Below are 20,500 nucleotides of genomic sequence, written 5' to 3' on the forward strand. Positions count from 1 at the left end.
TTGCAAGCTTAATAACGTCTTGATGCTTTGTTACGTGTCAGGCCTACAAGTGCTTCTGTCGTAGGAAGAACAAGCCCATGATGATGCGCAAGACGTATAATAACGTCCCCCATGGCGGCTAATTCCAATGGCTTATTCCGCAGATAATCTTGCAACATGGATGTAGGGTGGTTACCCCCTTGCTCCACCTTGCTCATTAACTCATCAATGGGGAGCAAGCCGCCAATTCCACAATCCTGCCCAAGAACCTGAATTTCTACGAGGCACCGCCTGATCAATACGCAAAGATCTGGATTGGAAGAGAGAATTTTTAATGTTCCCTCACATAGAACGGATAAGAAATTTGTTGCAACATTCAGGGAAAGTTTGTTCCAGATTTCCTTTTTGATATCAGGTGTTTCTGTAAAATACCCTTTCCCATCCTCCAGCCATGTCAAAACCTGATGAACAGTATTCTGGCCGGGTAATGCGCTCCCCAATATAAACCGAGGGGAACCAGAAATAGTCACTTCTCCTGGGGATGGCACCTGAGCAAAAGCATAGGCAACACACCCAATAATATTCTCGGGCGGAATACTGCTAAGATTGCCTTCAGGGTCTAAAGCATGGGTAATTTTTTTAACAACACTCCGTGCTGTATTTGTCTGCGCAATCATCCACCACGGCAGGCCATTCAAAACCGGTATAATTTGTGTGTTCGGCCCCACTGCATGGCTAACTGTTTTAAACAGATCTGGCAGTTGGTAGGACTTACCAGAAAGAATAATCAGATCCTGTATTTCAGCGGGCGCGCGATCATTCGCTCTGAGAGAATGCCGCGTAGTTTCTGATCCATTCTGGCAAACCAACCCATTTTCATGCAAGGCTTGTAAGGTTCTGCCTCGTGCCACAACAGACAGTATGACTGGTCTGGATGAAAGAATAGAAGCAAAGGTACCCCCTATTCCCCCCATACCGGCAATACAAATACGAGGCATTTTGTTCATAGGTCTACTACAAGCAAAGGTGTTTTTGACCGTGAGCAACAAAGAGCAATCTGATCCGTTTTTTCTTCATCTGTCAGGTATTCGTCACGATGCTCTGGCTTACCTTCCAGAACAGACACAACACACGTGCCACAGATACCCTGCTCACAACTAACAGGCACACGCACACCAGAGCGAGCAAAAGCTGCGGCTATGGTTTCATCTTCTGCAACCTGAACACGCACACCGCTTTTGGCGCCTAGTACTTCAAACCCAGATCCACCTTCCACGGTTTGTGCAGAAAAGGCTTCCTGATGCACATGGCCTTCTGGCAGATCACAGGCACCCCCTGCCTGCGCAACGGCCTGCATCAGCCCTTCTGGGCCGCACACATACACATGCACCCCAGATCCGCTTTGCTCTATCCAATTGGCAAGCGTATTTTGCACGTTAAAGCGTGGTCGTTCAGCTTGGCTATGATCATGAATAACAACGTGCTCGGCAAAAGGGAGAGCCTGCAAAACAGGTGTAAACACCGGGTCACGCGCAACATAATGCAGGGCAAAGTTTTCTGCTTTATCATGCAGTTCATATGCCATTGCGATCATCGGCGTAACGCCTATGCCACCGCCAATAAGCAAACTGCTCCGCGCATCACGAGCCAATGGAAACAAGTTACGTGGCTGGCTGATCTGGAATTGCGCCCCATTACACACAAGACGGTGCACAGCTACAGACCCCCCACGAGATTTAGGGTCCAACAGCACAGCCAGAGAATACCGCTTACGATCAGCCGGGTTTCCGCACAAGGAATATTGGCGGATCAGTCCGTCTTCAAGGTGCAGGTCAATATGGGCACCGGCTTCCCACTCCGGCAGATCTGCTCCATCTGGAGCTTTGAGATCAAAGCAAAGAACAGATCCGCGCAATTGACATGCATCTACTGTAACATTCAACAAATGAGATTGTCTGGTCATCGCAAATACAACCCACTGTTAATATCAATTGTAGATCCCGTTAGCCCATCAGCATCTTCACGCGCCATTTCCACAACCATGCGCGCCACGGTAATGGGGCGGCCTAACTTACCGGTTGGCAATGCAGCTTTCAGAGCAGGTAAACGATCTGCACCAATTGTTGCAGCAACCGATGGCAGGTCTAACGGGCCGGGCGCTATTGCATTAACGGTAATACCCAACGGCGCCAGATCGCGCGCAAACACTTTGGTAAGGGTATGAATACCCCCTTTTGAGGCCGCGTAATGCGCCCCAGTGGCCGAACCACCATTCTGCCCAGCCAATGAGCCGATGTTGACAATTCGCCCCGCCTGCCCTGCCGCAACAAGGCGCCGTGCAAACCGCTGGCTACACAGGAAAGTCCCGCACAGGTTAACCGATATAATGCGCTCAAACGTTGGCATATCAATTTCCAGCACGGGCTGTGCCTTCATGACCGCCGCGTTATTTACCAAAAGCCATGGTAAGCCAAAGCGTTTTTCTACCTGATCCAGAACCTGCTCGACCGAGTTTTCATTGCTTACATCCAGCCCGAAAACAGCAACCTTTTCTGCGCCATGTTCCTTTACCAAATGTTGAGCCACATCTGGGTTGATATCTGCAATTGCAACCCGATAGCCCGCCTGCACGAGGCTTGCCACTATAATAGCACCAAGCCCCTGCGCTCCGCCTGTTACCAAAGCCGTCCGCATTACAGGATGTAACTCACGGCTGTTAGTGCCTCTGTTGACCCTAAAAGCTTAATGACTTTCTGGTCAATTTTCAGAGAATCTCCTTCTTTCACCAAGGTAAAGATGACATTGGCCACATAAGAGCGCTCACGCCCCTGCCGCAGTTCCGTTAACAACTGGGCACAACGAAGCACACATTTCTGATCATCAGATTCCAGAATTCTGTACCGTGAAAGTAACCGAATTGTCTGTGCTGGAGGAGCCGCTGAAATGGCGCGCCCCCCAATCAGGCGTTCAACGCGTTTTTGGCGCATTTCAGCATCGTCATACGCATAATTCAGCGTATCAGCATAATCATCTGCCGCAGGGTCAATCGGAATAATGTAAAGGCCAGATTGCGTATAAAGCTTAAGCCATTCAACAAACTGGCCATCATCCAGCAGATCGGCTTCTAGCGTTACAAGCTCTACGGCATCATTCAGAGAAATGCTCATGCTTCATTCTCCTCAGTCATATCTGCAAACCACTGCCGATATGCAGCGCGCATTCCTGTTTCTGCACTGACATCACTATAGAGATTACCGTTTTCACGCTTGGCTTCGTGCCCGATACCTCGGTTTAACAAAATGGGAATATCACGCCCGGCCAGTGACCCACGCTGCACCCTATCCCATGCTTCTGCATCATCTGGGGTGCCAAAACCCATTGGTCCCTGAAAATGCTCATGAAGGCGCAAGCGGGCCTGATTGGCACTCGCCGGGCCGCCATCCATCCCAATAGCAATATGGCGTATTTCTGTTTCATTCACAGACAAAGGCCGTAGAACACGGAAAAATGCCATTGAGCACGCAAGGTTTGGAAACAGGTTCAGGTTAAAACCTGTTCCACCAACAGCACGCACAATGCGCCTGACTTCCTGCGGTGTGTGATCTTTGCTGAGATCTTCAGCCAGTTTTTCAAACCGCATGGGAATGGGGCGATCCAGATCTTCTTCAAGATCCACCAAATCTGGAATCATGACCATAACCGAGTGGCCATGCCCCAAATCTTCCACATATCCCTCACCATCTAGGAAGGAGAATGTATCTTCTGTTTCTTTGTCAACAGAATCAAGATATGGCTTATGCACTATAGGGAAATGGTAAGCATCTGTTGTATTTTCGAGCTGGATTTTCCAGTTTCCCGGAAAAGTAAACTTATGCTCACCCATGGTTTTGACCGGCCAATAAGCACCCTGCTTCATGAACAGATCAATCCACGGTTTGGCCCGGCCAAGCCAGTCTTCCAAAGACATAATGGACTTATCAAAAGTCGCAAAAATTAATCCATTATATTCTTCAACTCTCAGACTTACGAGAGGAAGCTTGGATTTATCAAGCTGCCCGGTATAGCCATCCTGATGCGGAACCCCACGTAATGCGCCATCCAACCCATAGGCCCAGCCATGATATGGGCATACAAAGCTGGCGGCCTTACCATGCTTTTGCTCACACACAGTCGCCCCACGATGGCGGCAGCGATTAAGCATGACATGCACCACGCCTTTTCTATCGCGCGAGACAATAACAGGGTGGCTGCCAACAAAAGTGGTAATAAATTCACCTGGTTCAGGAAGCTCGCTCCGATGAGCAACCCATATCCAGTTATGCATGAAAATACGGTCCATTTCCATGTCATACAGATCAGGATTGCTGTAAATGGACCCATCAGCACGATCTTCTGCAAGAAGCTGTTTGACATCAGGAAAAGCTGTCATGAACGCAAATCCTCTTTATGAAGGATCAAAAATATAGTCCGCCTATTGCGGGCAGAAACCTTGCATGCCTGTTTCAGACATATAACGGGGCGTATGTTTTAGGCCGGAACTTCAAGCACGCGGCCCATGCGGGCTTCCACTCTGAGGTAACGCCACAACCGATACTCACCCACCTCTGTTACACGGAATAGGTTGCAAGCAGCTGTAACGGTTTCCACGCTATCAACATCAGCAAGGATGTAGCAGGTCCACGGAAAAGCATGGGATGCCCCGACCATCACCTGATCATCATCCATTGTTCCCAGAATTGTCAGCCCCGGCAGGGAATTCATGCCTTTCAGCATTTCCCCTACTCCGGCCCATACCGTTTTGATGCCAGATGCTGGCAAATCAAAAAATGTCTGCGTGACACCAACACAAAACAGAACGCGTAATGGCTTTTTGTCTGGATTAGACATTGTTTTTCCTCTTTATAAATTATGGATAACCGGGCCGACCACCGCGACCAAGCATGACACGCCCTGCGGCTTCGTAATTTCCGCGCCCCATAAAGGCATGCTGCGCAACAACAACGCAGTCTTGCAAACAACGGGCCAAAATATGGTCTTTATGAACAGCAGCGATACCACCCAGAGCAAAACAGGCTCGGGCTACATCCGCACATACTTGCGCGGCGTGCGTTGCAGCCAGCCGAATGCGGTTTGCCAGTGCTTCCGTAACAGTGCCACCATCACTTAAAACATCCCACGCTTCTGCCGTAACGCCATAAAAAGCAGCACGGGCAGCAGAAAGCTGGGCAGACACTTCACCAATTGCAGCTTGAACCTGCGCACGGTCGGCCATTGTGGGGGCACCTGTAATAGATTTACGCCCGGCGGCCATTTTAACAACTTCATCAATAGCCCGCTGCGCACAGCCCAAACCAACAACCGAAAGAACCTGAGCTGCAAAACATAGCGAAGGATAACGATAGAGAGGCAAATCCAGAGAGGGAGCCCCACCTCGGATAAATGTCCATTCCGGGGCAACTTCTACGTCACGCACCACCACATCGTGGCTACCTGTGCCGGAAAGGCCAATGGTATTCCATGTTTCATCAATGGTAACTTCTGCCGCAGGTAGAACCGCAGTACGGGGCAAACCGCACTGCTCATCTGCAACGGCTATACCAACACCAATAAAAGAAGCCCCTGTGCAGCCACTTGCAAATGGCCAGCGGCCATTTACAACAAAATGGTCATTTTTAACCTGCACGGGTTGAGCGGGAAAAATAGCGCCCGCAAAAACAATATCTGGCCCGTTCGCATATAATTTCTTGAGCGTTTCAAGGGGCAATGCAACCAGATAGGTTGCAGAAACACCAAAGCTGGCAACCCATCCGGCCGAGGCATCGGCCCAGCCAATACGTTCTATCAATTCAAGAAAAGCCATGGGGGAAACTTCCATTCCCCCAAACTGACGCGCAACCAATGCACGATACACGCCAATTTCTTGAAACTTTTCAATGATATCTTTGGTAATCCTGCGATTTTCCCGGAACTCAAGCGCACGGGAACTGATGTCCTCAATCAGAGCATCAAAAGCAGGCCCTTTGGCCAGATCGGCTTTGCATTCTGGCGTCTGGATCAACATGAATGTTTCTCCCCTTCACGTTTCAAGGCCGATGCCACTGATGCGGGCTTCGCGTCCTTTCTGCCCAGAGATGGAGGTAATTTTTAAACCTCCCGAATCTCCTGCAGTCTGTTTATATCGAAAACGTAACCTTAATTAGTTTACATTTCCACTTATTTTTCTCATTTTTCTCAAAAAATATTTTCCATGAATTCAAAGACGAGCGTGGCTACGCGCCACGCATTTCTTCATCAGGGAAAATCTGCCATTTTATCGAGATAAACAAAAAGCGTTGCGCCAACCTCCAACGCATTATGGGGGTGTTTGGCCGTCATCGGAGCGTAATAAGTGTTTGGATTGATGACGTATTGCAGACTTGGTTCCAATGCCACATTCGGGAACAAAAACGTATGCGCATGAATATCTGCAACAAGATGATCTGCACCGGGGCGTTTTCCATCACCCCCACTTATTTTATTGGCCTGGCCAAGAAAATCCTGCTCCCGCGTACCCAGTTTGCTCCAGTGGAACTGGATGCCATAACTATCTAGAGGGTGCGAAGCAAATGGAGCCTGAACAAATGCCCCCAAATACGCTTCTGCCTGTATAGGAGCATAGCTTTCAAAATCCGTGCCAGCACCCCCATAAACGGCTAACGCCATACCGTGTGGGTCTTTGGTTGCACCATGGTCCTTGCGCCATACATACTGTTGCCCACTAAAGAAAATACCGGACATACCTGTATGCATCTGCGCTGCAGAGCTTTTATCATAAAGCTGAGACGTACCACGCACAGTGCGAATGGGATCTTGAACGGTTGAGGAGTTATAATACCCCAAAAACTCATACATGGATGGATAAGCCGTTTTATCAAAACCGCGCAGGTATCCAATTTCACCTACTCCTGTGGCCCCATTGGATGTTCCCGTATCCCACTTCCAGCCATTGGTGAAAAATGTTGTTTTATTCACCTCAGTTGCAGCTGCCTGAATGTACAAGGAGGGCGTGATATGGTACATAATATGGCCAGACCACGTGGCATAAACAAATGTGCTAACCCCAGCATCTTGAGACCAAATATCTTTAAAGCAGGTTAGAATCTGATTACAATTTGGAATTAGAAAATACCGTGAAATATTTGCACGGCCGCCTTCAATTTCCAGCTTGTTATCCATGAGCTTTTGATCAAGCGTGAGCTCACTAAGATAATTACCACGAAACAAATGCGGGGGCTGATAACCGATAATGTTATCCCCTACCTGCTGAGACCAGTGCTTATCGTTATCTCGCAGGAAAAAGATATCTTCACCAAAGTTAATTTGCGCCCCTTTCCAACCAATTAGCTTTTCCAAATCAAATTGGGTTTCAATAACCCCCAAAGAATTTTGCAATCTTGTGCCAGGACGAACACCCCCAACAACATTGCTTACAAAATTATCAATCAAAAGCAGATGAAATGTAATTCCATGATCTTTTAATGGTTTAAGTGCGTTGTAAAAAATGCCTTTTTTAGGTTGATTGCTTGCAACCGCCACAGGAACAGCTGGCATGATTTTGGTGCTGATATTATTTGGGGCAGACATAGCATCGCTATCATCATCCACATGCTTTTTGCCTGTAACAGTTAACTCACGGGATTTTTTTAAGAGATCTGATGCCGCTGATGAATCGGCAATCCCTTTCTCTACTGAGGATGTTGCTGCACGCTCTTGCAATAGGGCTGGCTGGGCTGTGTTGCCTGACGAAGGCTGAGCTTTTGCAGCGCTACTTTCCACAATAACGGCACCATAAGAGAGCACGAAGAATACGCCAAGCGTATTACAGGCCTTGTTTAAATGGTGTGACATACAACAGAAAGCTTCCCGCCACTTTCCATGATATTGAACAGAAACACGCATTTTTTCATTCCGGAATCGCAATGTTGTAGACAAAAACAGTTCTTCCTTCCGCTCAGAAACCGGAATCCTGAAAACGGGTTTTGTCATGTCGCAACATGAGCTGACAAACGACTCTTTTTGTCCTTACGCCGATGTTTCTCATGATGATTATTCCTTTGATGGTTGCTTGGTCTATTGGCCTGCCTGAATTTAGCGCGCCATCACCCTGTTATTTAGGACAATATAAAAGTGAAATTTCCACCAAAAAACATTTCTTATGCTCATTATTTTTACATCAAAATGAATATGCTTAAAAATTAATCATGATGTGCAAATGAATGCCGAAAAAATGTGCTTTTCCAGTCGTGCTTTTTGGAAAGATTTTATGCGTTCCCGATCAGGAAAAATTTATATTTTGTTATGCAATGATATGGGAGTGATTTCTAATTATATTGGAAAGTCTTTTATTTTTAAGGATATTTCTAATATGACCTCAAACAGCGGTCATAACTTTCTGCCATAAAATTCTGTTGACATATCCGGAATGAATCTGTCCCATTTCGGTATCGAAACATACAAAGGTATTGGTCATGGACTCTTTGCTGGCATCCGTCGCCAATTTTGTTTCCATATCACATGAATTATACATAGATGGTGGTGCTGCTTCCTCTTGCAGTGATGCACGCTTGCCTATTTATGATCCCTCTACCGGCATGCAGATTGCATCAACCGTTGATGCCAATGCGCAGGATGTAGATCGGGCTGTTACATCTGCTTTTAACAGTTTTAAATCTGGTGTTTGGAAAGATATGCGCCCATCTGAAAGGGAACGTATTCTTTTACGCTTGGCAGATCTTGTAGAGCGTGATGCTGAAATATTGGCCCAGCTTGAAACACTGGAACAAGGCAAATCACTTGCCATTTCACGCGCACTAGAAGCAGGAGGGGCACAAACCTGGATACGATACGTAGCTGGTCTGGCTACAAAAATTACCGGAAAGACATTTGATGTCTCTATCCCCTTTCCGCCAGATGCACGTTATACATCTTATACACAGCGCACACCTGTGGGCGTTGTGGCCGGTATTATCCCGTGGAACTTCCCCCTTCTGATTGGCGTATGGAAGGTTCTTCCTGCCCTGGCGGCAGGCTGCTCGGTTGTTGCCAAACCCGCTGAAACCACGCCTTTAACACTTCTATACCTCGCGCGCTTAGCAACGGAAGCTGGTGTGCCAGATGGTGTTTTTAATGTGGTAACAGGACGCGGCACAATTGCTGGCAGTCAACTTGTTAACCATCCCCTTGTCAGCAAAATTAGTTTTACGGGCTCTACCCCTGTCGGAAAAGCTATTGCCCGTAGTTGTGCTGATAGTCTGAAGCGTTTTTCTTTGGAGTTAGGCGGGAAAAACCCTGCCATTGTTCTGGATGATGCTGATCTGGAGCAAACCGCTCAAGGGCTTATGCTGGCAGCATTCCTTAATCAGGGACAGGTTTGTGCTGCGTGCTCGCGCATTTACGTTACAGATAAAATGTTTGCGCCTTTAAGGGATGCTCTTACGCAAGCCATCCAAAGTATGACCGTTGGCGCGGGCATGAACCCTCAAGCACAAATCAATCCTGTTGTATCGGCAGCTCAACAAAAGAAAATTCTTTCTTACGTTCAAAACGCCGAAGCTGAAGCCGAACAGGTTATTATTGGCCAAAAAGCCCCCAATTCAGAGGGGTATTATGTTCCCCCCACCCTCATCGTAAATCCATCTCCTGAAGCCTCCTGCGTAACGGAAGAAATTTTTGGGCCTGTTCTAACGTTAACACGCACATCAGATGCAGATGAAGCATTGCAACTGGCCAATGCCTCTTCTTTCGGGTTGGCTGCCAGTGTGTGGACGCAAAACCTGCAAGCCGCCATGCGCCTGCCCGCACAACTGGAAGCCGGAACCGTATGGGTTAACAGCCACGTCATGATTGACCCCAACATGCCATTTGGTGGGCTGAAACAATCAGGATCTGGAGCCGACTTTGGGTCTGACTGGTTGGATAGCTTCACTATCCAGAAATCCATCTGTATTCGCCATTAAAGAGAATGCTTATGTCCCCTCGCCCTCTTGTTCTGGCGTTACTTGCCGCATCTTTTCTCTCTCCGTCTGTTTATGCAACGGAAACAGATCCTGTTGTTGAACAGGCTGACAGTCATCCTGAAAATTGGCCAACCTATGGTCGGACCTATGCTGAGCAGCGATATAGTCCGCTTACTCAAATTACGGATCAGAATGTTCAGAAACTGCACCTGGCTTGGTATCAGGATCTGGATACAAACCGTGGGCAGGAGGCCACACCTCTTGTTATTGATGGTGTTATGTACGCCAGTACAAACTGGAGCCATGTTGAAGCACTAGATGCCGCCACAGGCCGCCTTCTGTGGAAGTATGACCCCAAAGTTCCCGGTAATGTTGCGGTAAAAGGCTGCTGTGATACGGTTAATCGTGGTGTTGCCTACTGGCAAGGCCGTATTTACGTTGGAACGTTTGATGGCCGCCTGATTGCCTTGGATGCCAAAACAGGCCACGTTGTATGGAGTGTTCACACCATTCCAAATGATGCAACGCTAGGAGATATTCGCTCCTACACGGTGGATGGGGCCCCACGCATTGTTAAAGGCATTGTTATTATTGGCAATGGTGGCGCCGAATTTGGGGCGCGCGGGTTTGTATCTGGTTTTGATGCCAAAACAGGTGCTTTACGTTGGCGCTTTTTTACCGTTCCCGCACCTGCAAATAAACCTGACCATGCGGCATCGGACAAAGCGCTGCATGATATTGCATACCCCACCTGGAGCCCAAAGGGCGGATGGACAAAATCTGGCGGTGGCGGCACGGTATGGGATAGCATTGTCTATGATCCCAAAACGGATCTGGTTTATCTTGGCGTTGGCAACGGTGCGCCCTGGAATTACAAATTCCGTTCTGATGGTGTTGGTGACAATCTATTTTTGGCCAGCATTGTCGCCATAAAACCCGAAACTGGCGAATATGTATGGCATTTTCAGGAAACACCAAAAGATCAGTGGGATTTCACGGCCTCGCAACCCATTATGGTCTTGGATTTGCCCATTCATGGTGAGCAACGGCATGTTATTGTGCAGGCTCCTAAAAATGGCTTTTTCTATATTCTGGATGCGCAAACAGGTGAATTTCTTTCTGCTGTTCCATACACATTCCAAAACTGGGCACGCAGTATAGATTCCAAAACTGGCCGGCCAGATATTAACCCAGATGCTTTGTGGTCTCTTACCAATAAGCCATGGTTTAGTATGCCAGGTTCACTAGGTGGGCATAACTGGGCCCCTATGGCTTACAACCCCCAAACCAAACTGGTTTATATTCCTGCCCAGCAACTGCCTGAACCCTTTTTGTCTGATCCTAAATGGCGCATGCATAAACAGGGCGTTAATATGGGCATGGATATGACCGGCCTGCCGGATGATCCAAAAGTTCTGCAAGAGGTAAGCAAAACCGTAAAAGGTTGGTTACTGGCATGGAACCCTGCAGAACAAAAAGCAGCATTTACTATTCCCCACCTTGCGCCTTGGAATGGTGGTATTCTGACAACCGCAGGCAATCTGGTTTTTCAGGGGCTTTCAACGGGTTTGTTTGAAGCTTATCGCGCTACAGATGGGCACAAACTTTTTTCGTTTGATGGACAAACAGGCATTGTTGCGCCGCCCATTTCCTACATGGCACACGGCAAGCAATATATAGCAGTAGAAGCTGGATGGGGTGGTGTTTTCCCGCTTATGGGTGGTGCTTTGGCACGTTTACACAACAGCAGCATTAACCGTTCCCGCATATTGGTTTTTGCACTAGACGGCACAGCAAACCTGCCACCAGCCCAAAACGCGGCACCTCAACCCATAGCGCCAACAGGAACATTCTCACCCGACAAAGCCAAACTGGGTTACCAGAAATACCAACAATACTGTTTGGCATGCCATGGAGACAACGCCGTAGGTGGTGGTGTGTTGCCCGATTTGCGGTGGTCTGCATTTATCAACTCTGCCCAGTCCTTCAGCGATGTTGTGAATAAAGGTGTTCTCTCCGAATACGGAATGGTCAGCTTTAGTAAAGAACTGTCTCCTGAACAGGTGGAAGAGATCAGAAACTTTCTGCTGCAACGGGCCACAAGCAGCTACCAATCTCTAGAAGGCAAAAAGACGCCATAACTTCTGCTTCTCAAAAAGAGTTTTGAGGAAAAAGCCATGTCTCGTATTCGCCCGGTTACAACTATTTTTCTCTTTATGTTGGCTTATCTGTTTTCCTACATTGATAGGCAGATACTGGCACTTCTTATTGGGCCTATTCAATCTGACCTGCTTATAACAGATACGCAATTTGCATTTTTGAACGGTCTTGCTTTCTCTTTACTGTACGCCATTTTGGGTTTTCCGCTTGCATCCCTAAGTGACAGGTATCCACGACCGCCAATTATTGCGGGAGGCGTTATTTTATGGAGCCTCGCCACTATGGCTTGTGGGCTTTCACATAGCTTTTGGTCTCTGTTCCTATGCCGTGTTCTGGTAGGGCTGGGAGAAGCCGCTTTGGCTCCCGCAGCTTATTCATTTTTGGCTGATAGCGTTCCCAAGGAAAAGCTTTCTGGCACACTGGCAATTTTCTTTCTTGGATCTTTTTTAGGATCGGGCTGTGCATTTCTTTTTGGCGGCCCGCTCCTGCACATTGTGCAGCAACATAATTTTGCTGGCATGCATGCGTGGCAAATATGTTTTATTATTGTTGGCTTTCCTGGTTTACTCTTAGGCGGCATTATTGCCATGCTCGTGCATGAGGTTCCACACAGAAAATCTGTTGTGAAACCTGTATCTGCCCAAAAAACAATAGCATTTTTTAGAACGCACTCCGTTTTCTTTAGTCTCCATATGCTAAGCTATACGCTTTTGGCAGTAACGCTCTTTTCGCTATTTAGCTGGATGCCTGCCCAGATGATGCGTATCCATCATTTTTCACACGCAGATTTAGGCATTACATTAGGCAGCATTGTGATTATTTGTGGCTGCGCTGGCGTTTACACCAGTGGACGCCTGATTGATATACTGAGTGCACGTGGCATATGGTATGCGCCACAACTTATAGCGGCGCTTGCTGCCCTGTGCGCCACTGTTCCGCTTGTTATAAGTGTAACAACTTCTAATACGCATCTTGCCGTCGCAACATTTGCTGTCGCCTTCTACTTTGCGTCTTTTCCAATGCCGCCTTCTGCCACTGTTTTACAACTTGCTGTTCCAACAACAATGCGCGCACGTTTTTCTGCGGCTATGTTGTTTTGTAATGCTATTGGCGGATTGTCTGGCGGCTCCCTACTTATTGGCACATTAAACGATCATATTTTCCACTCGCCATTAGCTATTGGCAGATCCATGGCAATTGTTTCTGGCTCGGCAAGTTTTTTAGGAGCCTTGCTACTTTTGGCAAGTATCCCTTCTTACAAATTCTTATGCTCTACGCGCCAAACCAGCGCCTCTTACACGCCTAACTTGCCGGCAAATAGCATGGAAACAAGCCATATTTAGAAATACAATTTTCTTCACTGTATCGGAAAAAAACATGACACATGACCTAAACTTACAAAATAAACTTGAAGCACTTGTGCAGCGGGTAGAAGAGCTGGAAGGAGAAGCCGCAATAAGGCGTTTACAGGCGCGTTACATGTTTTTGTGCGATACCCCCTGCCCTGAAGCAGGCATTCAAACGGATAAAGACCGTATAGATCGTATTATGGATCTCTATACAGAAGATGCCATTTGGGAAGGTGTGGGGGAATATTACACCTCCCAGTTTGGCCGCTGTGTTGGCAAAACAGCTATACGCACACATTTTGAAAATTTTTGGCTTCAAAAGCGCGATCCTGCGCTTATCCTCAACGTGCATTACCTCACATCGGAACAAATCCATGTACAGGGCAATTCAGGCGATGGACAATGGGTGCATTGCCAACCTTGGATTTTTAGTGATGGGAGTTCATTATTACGATCCAGCCGCCTCAATAACCTTTTCCGTAAAGAAAACGGGGTTTGGAAAATAAGCCGGACACGCACAGAAAACGTTTTTATATCTCCTCTTCCAAACCATTGGGCAGAAAGTATTCCCTCACGCTCATTTTTGATGGATGAAAATAAATAAACATTTGAAATGTTAGGAATGATGATGCTTTGAGAATGTTTTCTTTATTGGTGTTAAGTCGTTAGATATCTGTTGGCCGTATGCCACTAAAACGCATGAAGGACAGACCATCAGTGATGGAATATTCTGTCCGTTCATCGGAGGAATTCTTCTGCGTCTGAATAACTGAACTCATTCAGCCGATACGGACCGCCTAATATCTCGCACCAACAACAAAGCCAGATTTTACGAGGGCTTGTTCCTCTTTCTCAATTTAATATAAAAAACCCTTCCGAATTTGCATCCTAAGACTTAAAAAAACAAAACCATCAACACCATCCGCCTTATAGGTAAATGCTGATCAAGCATGGTGTTTCCATATGAAAGCCCTTAAAACATCGGTGCACTTTTAACCGATATATTAAGGACTCTCTAAATGTCTGATACCCTGCCCGACCGCCTTTCCGTAAACCCGGAAAGCCCTTTTTATAATGAAGACCTGCTGGCCCGGGGCATTGGCGTGCGCTTTAAGGGCGTAGAAAAAACAAACGTTGAAGAATATTGCATCAGCGAAGGTTGGGTGCGTGTAGCCGTGGGCAAAACGGTAGATCGGCGCGGCAACCCCCTTACCATGAAGCTAAGCGGCCCGGTTGAAGTGTGGGTCAAGGACTGACCTGCCCTCTACACATATCCCAAATACAATTAAATACTTTATTAAATTGTAGATGTTTGGGATAGTGCACCCACGTCAACGTGAGATTCAGGGAGACTTCCATGACTCAAACAGAAAACTCCACAACACCAGATCTACGCTACACTGTTGTTGTCGTGGGTGGTGGATCTGCTGGCATTGCCGTAGCAGCCCGCCTACTGCGTGAACGCTCCACACTGGATATTGCCATTATAGACCCCGCAACCACCCACGCCTATCAGCCCGGCTGGACACTGGTTGGCGCAGGCGTCATGAAGCTGCGGAGCACGCTGGATCAGGAAGGTGGCGTTATTCCCAAAGGCTGCACCTGGTTGCGCGCTGCGGCGGCATCCTTCCAGCCAGATGACAACATGCTTACCCTGGAAGATGGCCGCACCGTTGCTTACAACCGCCTGATTGTTTGCCCCGGCCTCCAGCTAGATTGGGACAAGATTGAAGGGCTAACAGATACGCTGGGCCGCAACGGCGTGTGCAGTAACTATTCCAAAGATACTGTGGAATATACATGGACATGCATCCAATCTCTTTCCGGTGGCACGGCACTGTTCACCCAGCCGCCCATGCCTATCAAATGCGCTGGCGCGCCGCAGAAAATTGCCTATCTGGCATCTGATTACTGGCGCAAGCAAGGCACGCTTAACCGCACCAATGTAGATTTCTGCATGACAGGTGATGCGCTGTTTGGCGTGGGTTACTATCGCCCCGGTTTGCAGGAAGCCGTAGATTATTATGGCATTAACGTGCTGTACAAGCATACACTGGTTGCCGTAAACGGGCCGGAACACAAGGCAACCTTTGCGGTTACCGGGCCAGATGGCAAAGTTACAAATGTGGTGAAAGAGTTTGACATGCTGCATGTCACCCCACCGCAGAGTGCTCCAGACTTCATCAAAAAAAGCCCGTTGGCGAATGAAGGCGGCTGGTTGGATGTAGACCCCAGCACGCTCCAGCATGCCAAGTATCCTTCCATCTTTGGTATGGGCGATGTTATCGGCACATCCAACGCCAAAACCATGGCCGCTGCGCGTGCGCAAACCCCAGTGGTAACAGCAAACGTTCTGGCATCTTTGGATGGCAAACCGCTGACAGGCAGCTACGATGGATACGGTGCCTGCCCGCTAACCGTTGCTTACGGCAAGATTATTCTGGCGGAATTCCTGTACGGCGGCAAACCTGCCCCCAGCTTCCCCTACGATCAGCGCAAGCCTAGCCGCTTTGCATGGTTCCTTAAGACAACCGTATTCCCACGTGTTTACTGGGATATGATGTTGAAAGGGCGGGATATTGAAATGCCGCACCATCCGGAATGGGTAAAGAAATAAGTTCCTGACTTTCTGATTCCCCTTTCAAAAAGCAGACATAAAAAAAGCCTCCCGGAAATATCGGGAGGCTTTTTTATTACCTAACTCTTATGCCTGCTTTTTATCAGGCCTCGTCTATCGGCCGCTTGGGCAGCAAGGCTGGCACAAACACAAGTGTTGCCAACAATGTGCACCCCAAAGAAAGCAACAGCAACCGCCCCATACTTGCTGTGCCCGGATGGTGCGAAAGCGCCAGAGAGCCAAAGGCTGTACCCGTTGTAAGGGCAGAAAACAGCACGGCACGTGCTGTGGGCGAAGCCAGCGGATATTTCACACCATCCCGCCAGTTCATGACAAAATAGATATTGAAGGAAACCCCAACCCCCAGCAGCAGGGGCAGTGCAATAATGTTGGCAAAGTTTAGGGTTTCAGGCAGCAGCACAATCAAAATAACTGTCATCAAAGCAGAAAGCAGCAGCGGTGCCAGCACCAGCGCCATATCCTTAACGCGGCGCAAGGCCAGCATCAGAATAACGGCAATCATAACAATAGCTGCGCCTGCGGCCTGTTCAAACGCCTTCACAATAGAACGTGCGCTTTCCACAATATCAACCGCTGTGCCAGCCATTTGTGGCTCTACTTTCTGAAGAGAACCCACAAATTTACGCAGCGCGCCAGAATTGGACATCACTCCCTTAGGATGCACTTCCACCAAGGCGCGGCCATCTGGCAGCAAGTAATCATCTGCAATTTCAGCAGGCACATCCTTGATGCTTACAGGCGTTGCCTGAAGCATGGTGCGCAACTGATCCAGCTCTGTCGGCAAAAAGCGCACCAATGCGGTGTTAGCCGCCTGCACTGTGGCATCTGGAGCTTCTGCCAACTTGGCCAGAGCAGCCTGAATACGGCGCAGCGGGTCTTGAGCAGGCAGTTTATCCAGCACACCAGCCAAAGCAACAGATGTATCATGTGCTGATTTACGCAGATCATCCGCTGTGGGGGCAGCTTTAGGCTGTGGCACAATAAGCGTTGGCAACAGAATAGAAGCTGCATCCTGAATAAGAGCCAGTTTCTGCTGCTGTTGGGTTGGCACAAAGGAGCCCAGCCACATCACATCATTCACATCTGGCAGATTAGACAGGCGGGTTGTTTCTTTTTCTGCATCGGCAAGAGAATGCACTAGCAATTCTGCACTGTAAGGAGATGTCTGCGGGTTGTTGATCAGCAGTTTAAGGGCGCGCATCCCTTCCGAGTTCGGATTTTTGGTATGCAGCGGGTCACCATCAAACTGTAGGCTGGGCACTAGCGCCAAGCCCACCAAAGCCACCAGTGCAAAAAAGCCCAGAAGCAGCTTGCGCATATGGCGGATTTTAATGTCCACCGGCTTCATGAACGCATAGCCCATGCTTGGGCAGTTGAGCGGCGGATGGCAGATTTTTAGCAGTGAAGGCAAAAGCGTGGTGGTGCAAATAAACGCAACCAACATGCCAATACCAGCAATAAGACCAAGCTGCGCAACACCCAGAAAAGCTGTGGGCGTAAAGGCCAGAAACCCTGCGGATGTTGCCAAGGCAGCTACAAGAATCTGATGCCCGGTTTCTTCACCCGTAAGGCGCAGCGCTTCAAACACGCCTTCTTCGCCCGTGTGTGTGGGGGTTTGAGCCCGAAAGCGCACAGAAAACTGGATGGCAAAGTCCACCGCAATGCCCACAAACAAAATAGCAAATGCCACGGAAATCAGGTTAAGCGTGCCAACAGCTACAGCGGCAAATCCGGTGGTAAGCAACAGGCCCACAACAAGCGTGACCACAATAGGCAGCACCACGCGCCATGTTCTAACAGCAAGCGTAAGCCACAAGGTAACAAGTGCCAGAGAGCCCAGAAGCCCTGCCACCATGCCTTCTGCCACGGTTGCAAACTCTTCATCATCCAGCTGCACCTGCCCGGTTAGATAAACCTTGGCGTGCCCATTTTTCACAAATTCCAGAGAACTGATAGCCTGCCGCATGGCATCTGCGGAGGCACCACCCGGCTGAAAGGATCCATAATCCAATATCGGTTTGGTGATAACGAACTGATAATTTCCAGCCAGATCAGAAAGCTTGCCGCCCAAAAGCTGCTGCCATGACATAGCCTCGGCATGCCCTGCCACGGCTTGTTCCAGCGTATTGGCAAAACCGGACAAGGGCGCCTGAAAGCCAGACAGATTGGCCTGATCCTGCTTTACGCCCTCTGCCATAAGGGAAAGAGCGCCAAACAGCCCTCGTGCTGAAGGATCTTGCGATAACGCCGCCAGAAACGGCTGCGCCGCAATTGTATCATTCAGCACCTGAGAAAGCGGCTGCGGCTCCAGAAACATCAAGCCGTTGCGTAGCAGATACGGGTTGGCATCTGGCCTATGCGCAAAGGAAAAGTGTTTATGATCGGCACTTATCTTGGCGGCCAGCTCCCGCGCGGTTTCCTGTCCTTCTTCAGGCATTTTAGCCTGAATGACAGCTACCAGAAGGTTTTCCTTCTGGGGGAATAAGCGCCCCATTTCATCGGAACGCTGCTTCCACTCTAAACGAGGAGAAAGCATTTTGCTGGTATCTGTCGTTACTCCCAGACGGGTCATGCCAGCGTAAACGCCTGCCCCCGAAAGCACGAGAAACAACGCCACAACAGCCCAGGCATGGCGGGCGCAAAACGCAATGAAACGACCTATGGGTGCAAACAGCATGATGAACGACAGGATCCCAAAATAATCACAGCCCCAGCAGAAGGGGCTGTCATGGTTTGCCCAACCCCCCAGCCAGAAGCAAGTGATGATGTAAGCAGGGCTCTGTTTTCCTTTTTACAGACCCGTGCGGGAAAAGGGCATTTTACGCAGGCGCTCGGCATAAGGGCGCCATGTATGCTCAAGCCATTGCCACAATATAAGAGAGGGCAAACCCCAAGCAATTTCACGCAAACGTTTGATAAGAGAAAGCGCGATGGCAACTGCAGGCGGCATGCCAAAAAGGCTACCAACCATAATGTAGCCCCCTTCTGACACACCAAGGGCCCCGGGTACGGCAAACCCGGCTGATTTAGCTGCTTCTCCCACACCTTCGATCACAAATCCGGTAGCAAGAGAGCACCCATGCCCCATGAAGTGCAGAATCAGCCACACCTCAACGGCCCCCAAAGCCCACGCACAAAACTGCAATATCAGACCACTAACCGCATTGCGGCCTGATTTATACAGCGCGAGCACTTCCTTATTAAGGCCGCGAATACCATCAACACCGCTCCACCCCAGATGAGCAGCTATGCGGATAAGCAATTTTTCTATGAAAGCCACGGCCCCAAGCCACTGGCTGATAAATACGCCGCCACCAATAGCCAAAAGCACCAATGCGCTTTCCAGCAATCGGTCTGTAACGGCGGAGCGTTTGACCAAGAACAGCAACATGACCAAGCCGCTGAGGGTAAACACCACTTGGCTGAGCAACTCTATTGTCAGATCACAAATTGTCGCGGCAGCCGCATGTTTTAGGCCCAAGCCACGCCGTGCGAGCAAGCGGGAGGACATCACCTCCCCACCAACCTGTGCAACTGGGAGAAGGTTATTTATGCCCTCTCGCACACAGCGGAGCATGAAATAGGCTCTTAATGGTAGAACCGGGCCAAAAGTCTGGCCCGCAATGGTGCGCCAAGCGGAAGCAGAAAGAAAAACCTGTACGCTATGAAAAGCAATAACAGCTAAAATGCCCCAACCGCCTGTCATAACAAGAGAAAAAATGGAGGATACCCCAAACTGGGCCAGCATCCATACGGTCAACCCCAAACCGAAAACCCCGGCAATGAGAGTGACCCGCTTCATGCTCCCTCCATCCTTTTTCTGGCTTGGCTTTTACACTTTCGGTTGGTGCAGCCTAACACACCTCATTTATTCAGCCTTTGATCTGGCGCAGCAAGGCCAGAGATTCCACACACGCCGCAGCGGCTTCGCGCCCTTTGTTATGGATATCATCAGCAGAACGTACCTGCGCCTGCTCTTCTGTATAAGTTGTCAGCACACCAAAGGCGATAGGCGTTTCTGTGGCCAAAGAGGCCTGAAGAATACCCATTGTGGCGCCCAGGCTAATAAATTCAAAATGCGCTGTATCCCCTTTTACCACGCACCCAAGGCAGATAACGCCTTCATAGTTACCTGTTTTGGCGAGTGTCTGTGCCAGAAGTGGCATTTCAAAGGCACCGGGCGCAGCAAATACATCACCATCTTTCACGGCAATGTTATGTTCTGCCAGCCAAGCCACTGCGCCATCACGCAGGCCACCTGTCACCGTTTCATTAAATCGGCTGACAATAATGGCCAAACGCGGCGCAGGAGAAAGCGCCTTGAGATCCGGCAAGGAAACGGGGGAACGTGTACCCATCAGTTAAACACCTTTAATCAT

17 protein-coding genes are annotated in these 20,500 nt (G+C 48.9%); 6 read left to right on the forward strand and 11 right to left on the reverse strand.

What is annotated here, in order from left to right; translation table 11 throughout:
* Window positions 1-8 precede the first annotated feature (8 nt).
* The 8 genes from ACP7IZ_RS11235 to ACP7IZ_RS11270 all read right to left on the reverse strand — a co-directional run bounded on the left by ACP7IZ_RS11235 (window position 9) and on the right by ACP7IZ_RS11270 (window position 7,866).
* Window positions 9-986 carry a ketopantoate reductase family protein gene (locus ACP7IZ_RS11235; RefSeq protein WP_426849235.1) on the reverse strand — a complete coding sequence of 326 codons (978 nt, stop codon included), beginning with the start codon at window positions 984-986 and terminating at the stop codon, window positions 9-11.
* A complete protein-coding gene (locus ACP7IZ_RS11240; protein ID WP_426849237.1) occupies window positions 983-1,942 on the reverse strand; it encodes a PDR/VanB family oxidoreductase in 960 nt (319 codons plus the stop codon). The genes ACP7IZ_RS11235 and ACP7IZ_RS11240 overlap by 4 nt, the downstream gene beginning before the upstream one ends.
* A complete protein-coding gene (locus ACP7IZ_RS11245; RefSeq protein WP_414145428.1) occupies window positions 1,939-2,673 on the reverse strand; it encodes an SDR family NAD(P)-dependent oxidoreductase in 735 nt (244 codons plus the stop codon). The genes ACP7IZ_RS11240 and ACP7IZ_RS11245 overlap by 4 nt, the downstream gene beginning before the upstream one ends.
* Window positions 2,673-3,146 (reverse strand): aromatic-ring-hydroxylating dioxygenase subunit beta, encoded by a 474-nt coding sequence (locus ACP7IZ_RS11250; protein ID WP_414145429.1) that lies wholly within the window; start codon window positions 3,144-3,146, stop codon window positions 2,673-2,675. The genes ACP7IZ_RS11245 and ACP7IZ_RS11250 overlap by 1 nt, the downstream gene beginning before the upstream one ends.
* Window positions 3,143-4,408 (reverse strand): aromatic ring-hydroxylating oxygenase subunit alpha, encoded by a 1,266-nt coding sequence (locus tag ACP7IZ_RS11255; protein WP_426849240.1) that lies wholly within the window; start codon window positions 4,406-4,408, stop codon window positions 3,143-3,145. Before ACP7IZ_RS11255 ends, ACP7IZ_RS11250 begins: the two co-directional genes overlap by 4 nt.
* 98 nt (window positions 4,409-4,506) lie before the next feature.
* Window positions 4,507-4,866, reverse strand: coding sequence for a hypothetical protein (locus tag ACP7IZ_RS11260; RefSeq protein ID WP_414145431.1), 360 nt, complete (start codon window positions 4,864-4,866; stop codon window positions 4,507-4,509).
* A 19-nt stretch (window positions 4,867-4,885) separates the two neighbouring features.
* Window positions 4,886-6,040 carry an acyl-CoA dehydrogenase family protein gene (locus tag ACP7IZ_RS11265; protein WP_426849242.1) on the reverse strand — a complete coding sequence of 385 codons (1,155 nt, stop codon included), beginning with the start codon at window positions 6,038-6,040 and terminating at the stop codon, window positions 4,886-4,888.
* Window positions 6,041-6,270: 230 nt separating this feature from the next.
* Window positions 6,271-7,866, reverse strand: coding sequence for a carbohydrate porin (locus ACP7IZ_RS11270; RefSeq protein ID WP_426849244.1), 1,596 nt, complete (start codon window positions 7,864-7,866; stop codon window positions 6,271-6,273).
* Window positions 7,867-8,486: 620 nt separating this feature from the next.
* Between ACP7IZ_RS11270 and ACP7IZ_RS11275 the strand changes: the two genes are divergently transcribed.
* From ACP7IZ_RS11275 to ACP7IZ_RS11300, 6 genes are all read left to right on the forward strand, one after another.
* Window positions 8,487-9,974 carry an aldehyde dehydrogenase family protein gene (locus ACP7IZ_RS11275; protein WP_426849245.1) on the forward strand — a complete coding sequence of 496 codons (1,488 nt, stop codon included), beginning with the start codon at window positions 8,487-8,489 and terminating at the stop codon, window positions 9,972-9,974.
* A gap of 5 nt (window positions 9,975-9,979) precedes the next feature.
* Window positions 9,980-12,115 carry a PQQ-dependent dehydrogenase, methanol/ethanol family gene (locus ACP7IZ_RS11280; RefSeq protein ID WP_426849247.1) on the forward strand — a complete coding sequence of 712 codons (2,136 nt, stop codon included), beginning with the start codon at window positions 9,980-9,982 and terminating at the stop codon, window positions 12,113-12,115.
* A gap of 36 nt (window positions 12,116-12,151) precedes the next feature.
* Window positions 12,152-13,477 carry a spinster family MFS transporter gene (locus ACP7IZ_RS11285; RefSeq protein ID WP_426849248.1) on the forward strand — a complete coding sequence of 442 codons (1,326 nt, stop codon included), beginning with the start codon at window positions 12,152-12,154 and terminating at the stop codon, window positions 13,475-13,477.
* A 34-nt stretch (window positions 13,478-13,511) separates the two neighbouring features.
* A complete protein-coding gene (locus tag ACP7IZ_RS11290) occupies window positions 13,512-14,087 on the forward strand; it encodes a nuclear transport factor 2 family protein (protein ID WP_426849249.1) in 576 nt (191 codons plus the stop codon).
* A 415-nt stretch (window positions 14,088-14,502) separates the two neighbouring features.
* Entirely contained in the window at window positions 14,503-14,739 is a 237-nt protein-coding gene (locus ACP7IZ_RS11295; RefSeq protein ID WP_003624557.1) for a DUF3297 family protein, read from the forward strand.
* Window positions 14,740-14,840: 101 nt separating this feature from the next.
* Complete coding sequence (locus tag ACP7IZ_RS11300; RefSeq protein WP_426849251.1) at window positions 14,841-16,100, forward strand: NAD(P)/FAD-dependent oxidoreductase; 1,260 nt, start codon at window positions 14,841-14,843, stop codon at window positions 16,098-16,100.
* A 103-nt stretch (window positions 16,101-16,203) separates the two neighbouring features.
* On the opposite strand, the gene ACP7IZ_RS11305 is transcribed toward ACP7IZ_RS11300, so the two are convergent.
* The 3 genes from ACP7IZ_RS11305 to ribH form a co-directional block, all read right to left on the reverse strand.
* Complete coding sequence (locus ACP7IZ_RS11305) at window positions 16,204-18,798, reverse strand: MMPL family transporter (protein WP_426849253.1); 2,595 nt, start codon at window positions 18,796-18,798, stop codon at window positions 16,204-16,206.
* Between the two features lie 114 nt (window positions 18,799-18,912).
* Window positions 18,913-19,923 (reverse strand): lysylphosphatidylglycerol synthase domain-containing protein, encoded by a 1,011-nt coding sequence (locus ACP7IZ_RS11310; protein WP_426849255.1) that lies wholly within the window; start codon window positions 19,921-19,923, stop codon window positions 18,913-18,915.
* Window positions 19,924-19,993: 70 nt separating this feature from the next.
* Window positions 19,994-20,479 (reverse strand): 6,7-dimethyl-8-ribityllumazine synthase, encoded by a 486-nt coding sequence (gene ribH, locus ACP7IZ_RS11315; protein WP_006116404.1) that lies wholly within the window; start codon window positions 20,477-20,479, stop codon window positions 19,994-19,996.
* Window positions 20,480-20,500: the final 21 nt, after the last annotated feature.

This window comes from Acetobacter sp. AAB5, from assembly GCF_050106715.1.
GTDB lineage: Bacteria > Pseudomonadota > Alphaproteobacteria > Acetobacterales > Acetobacteraceae > Acetobacter > Acetobacter oryzifermentans.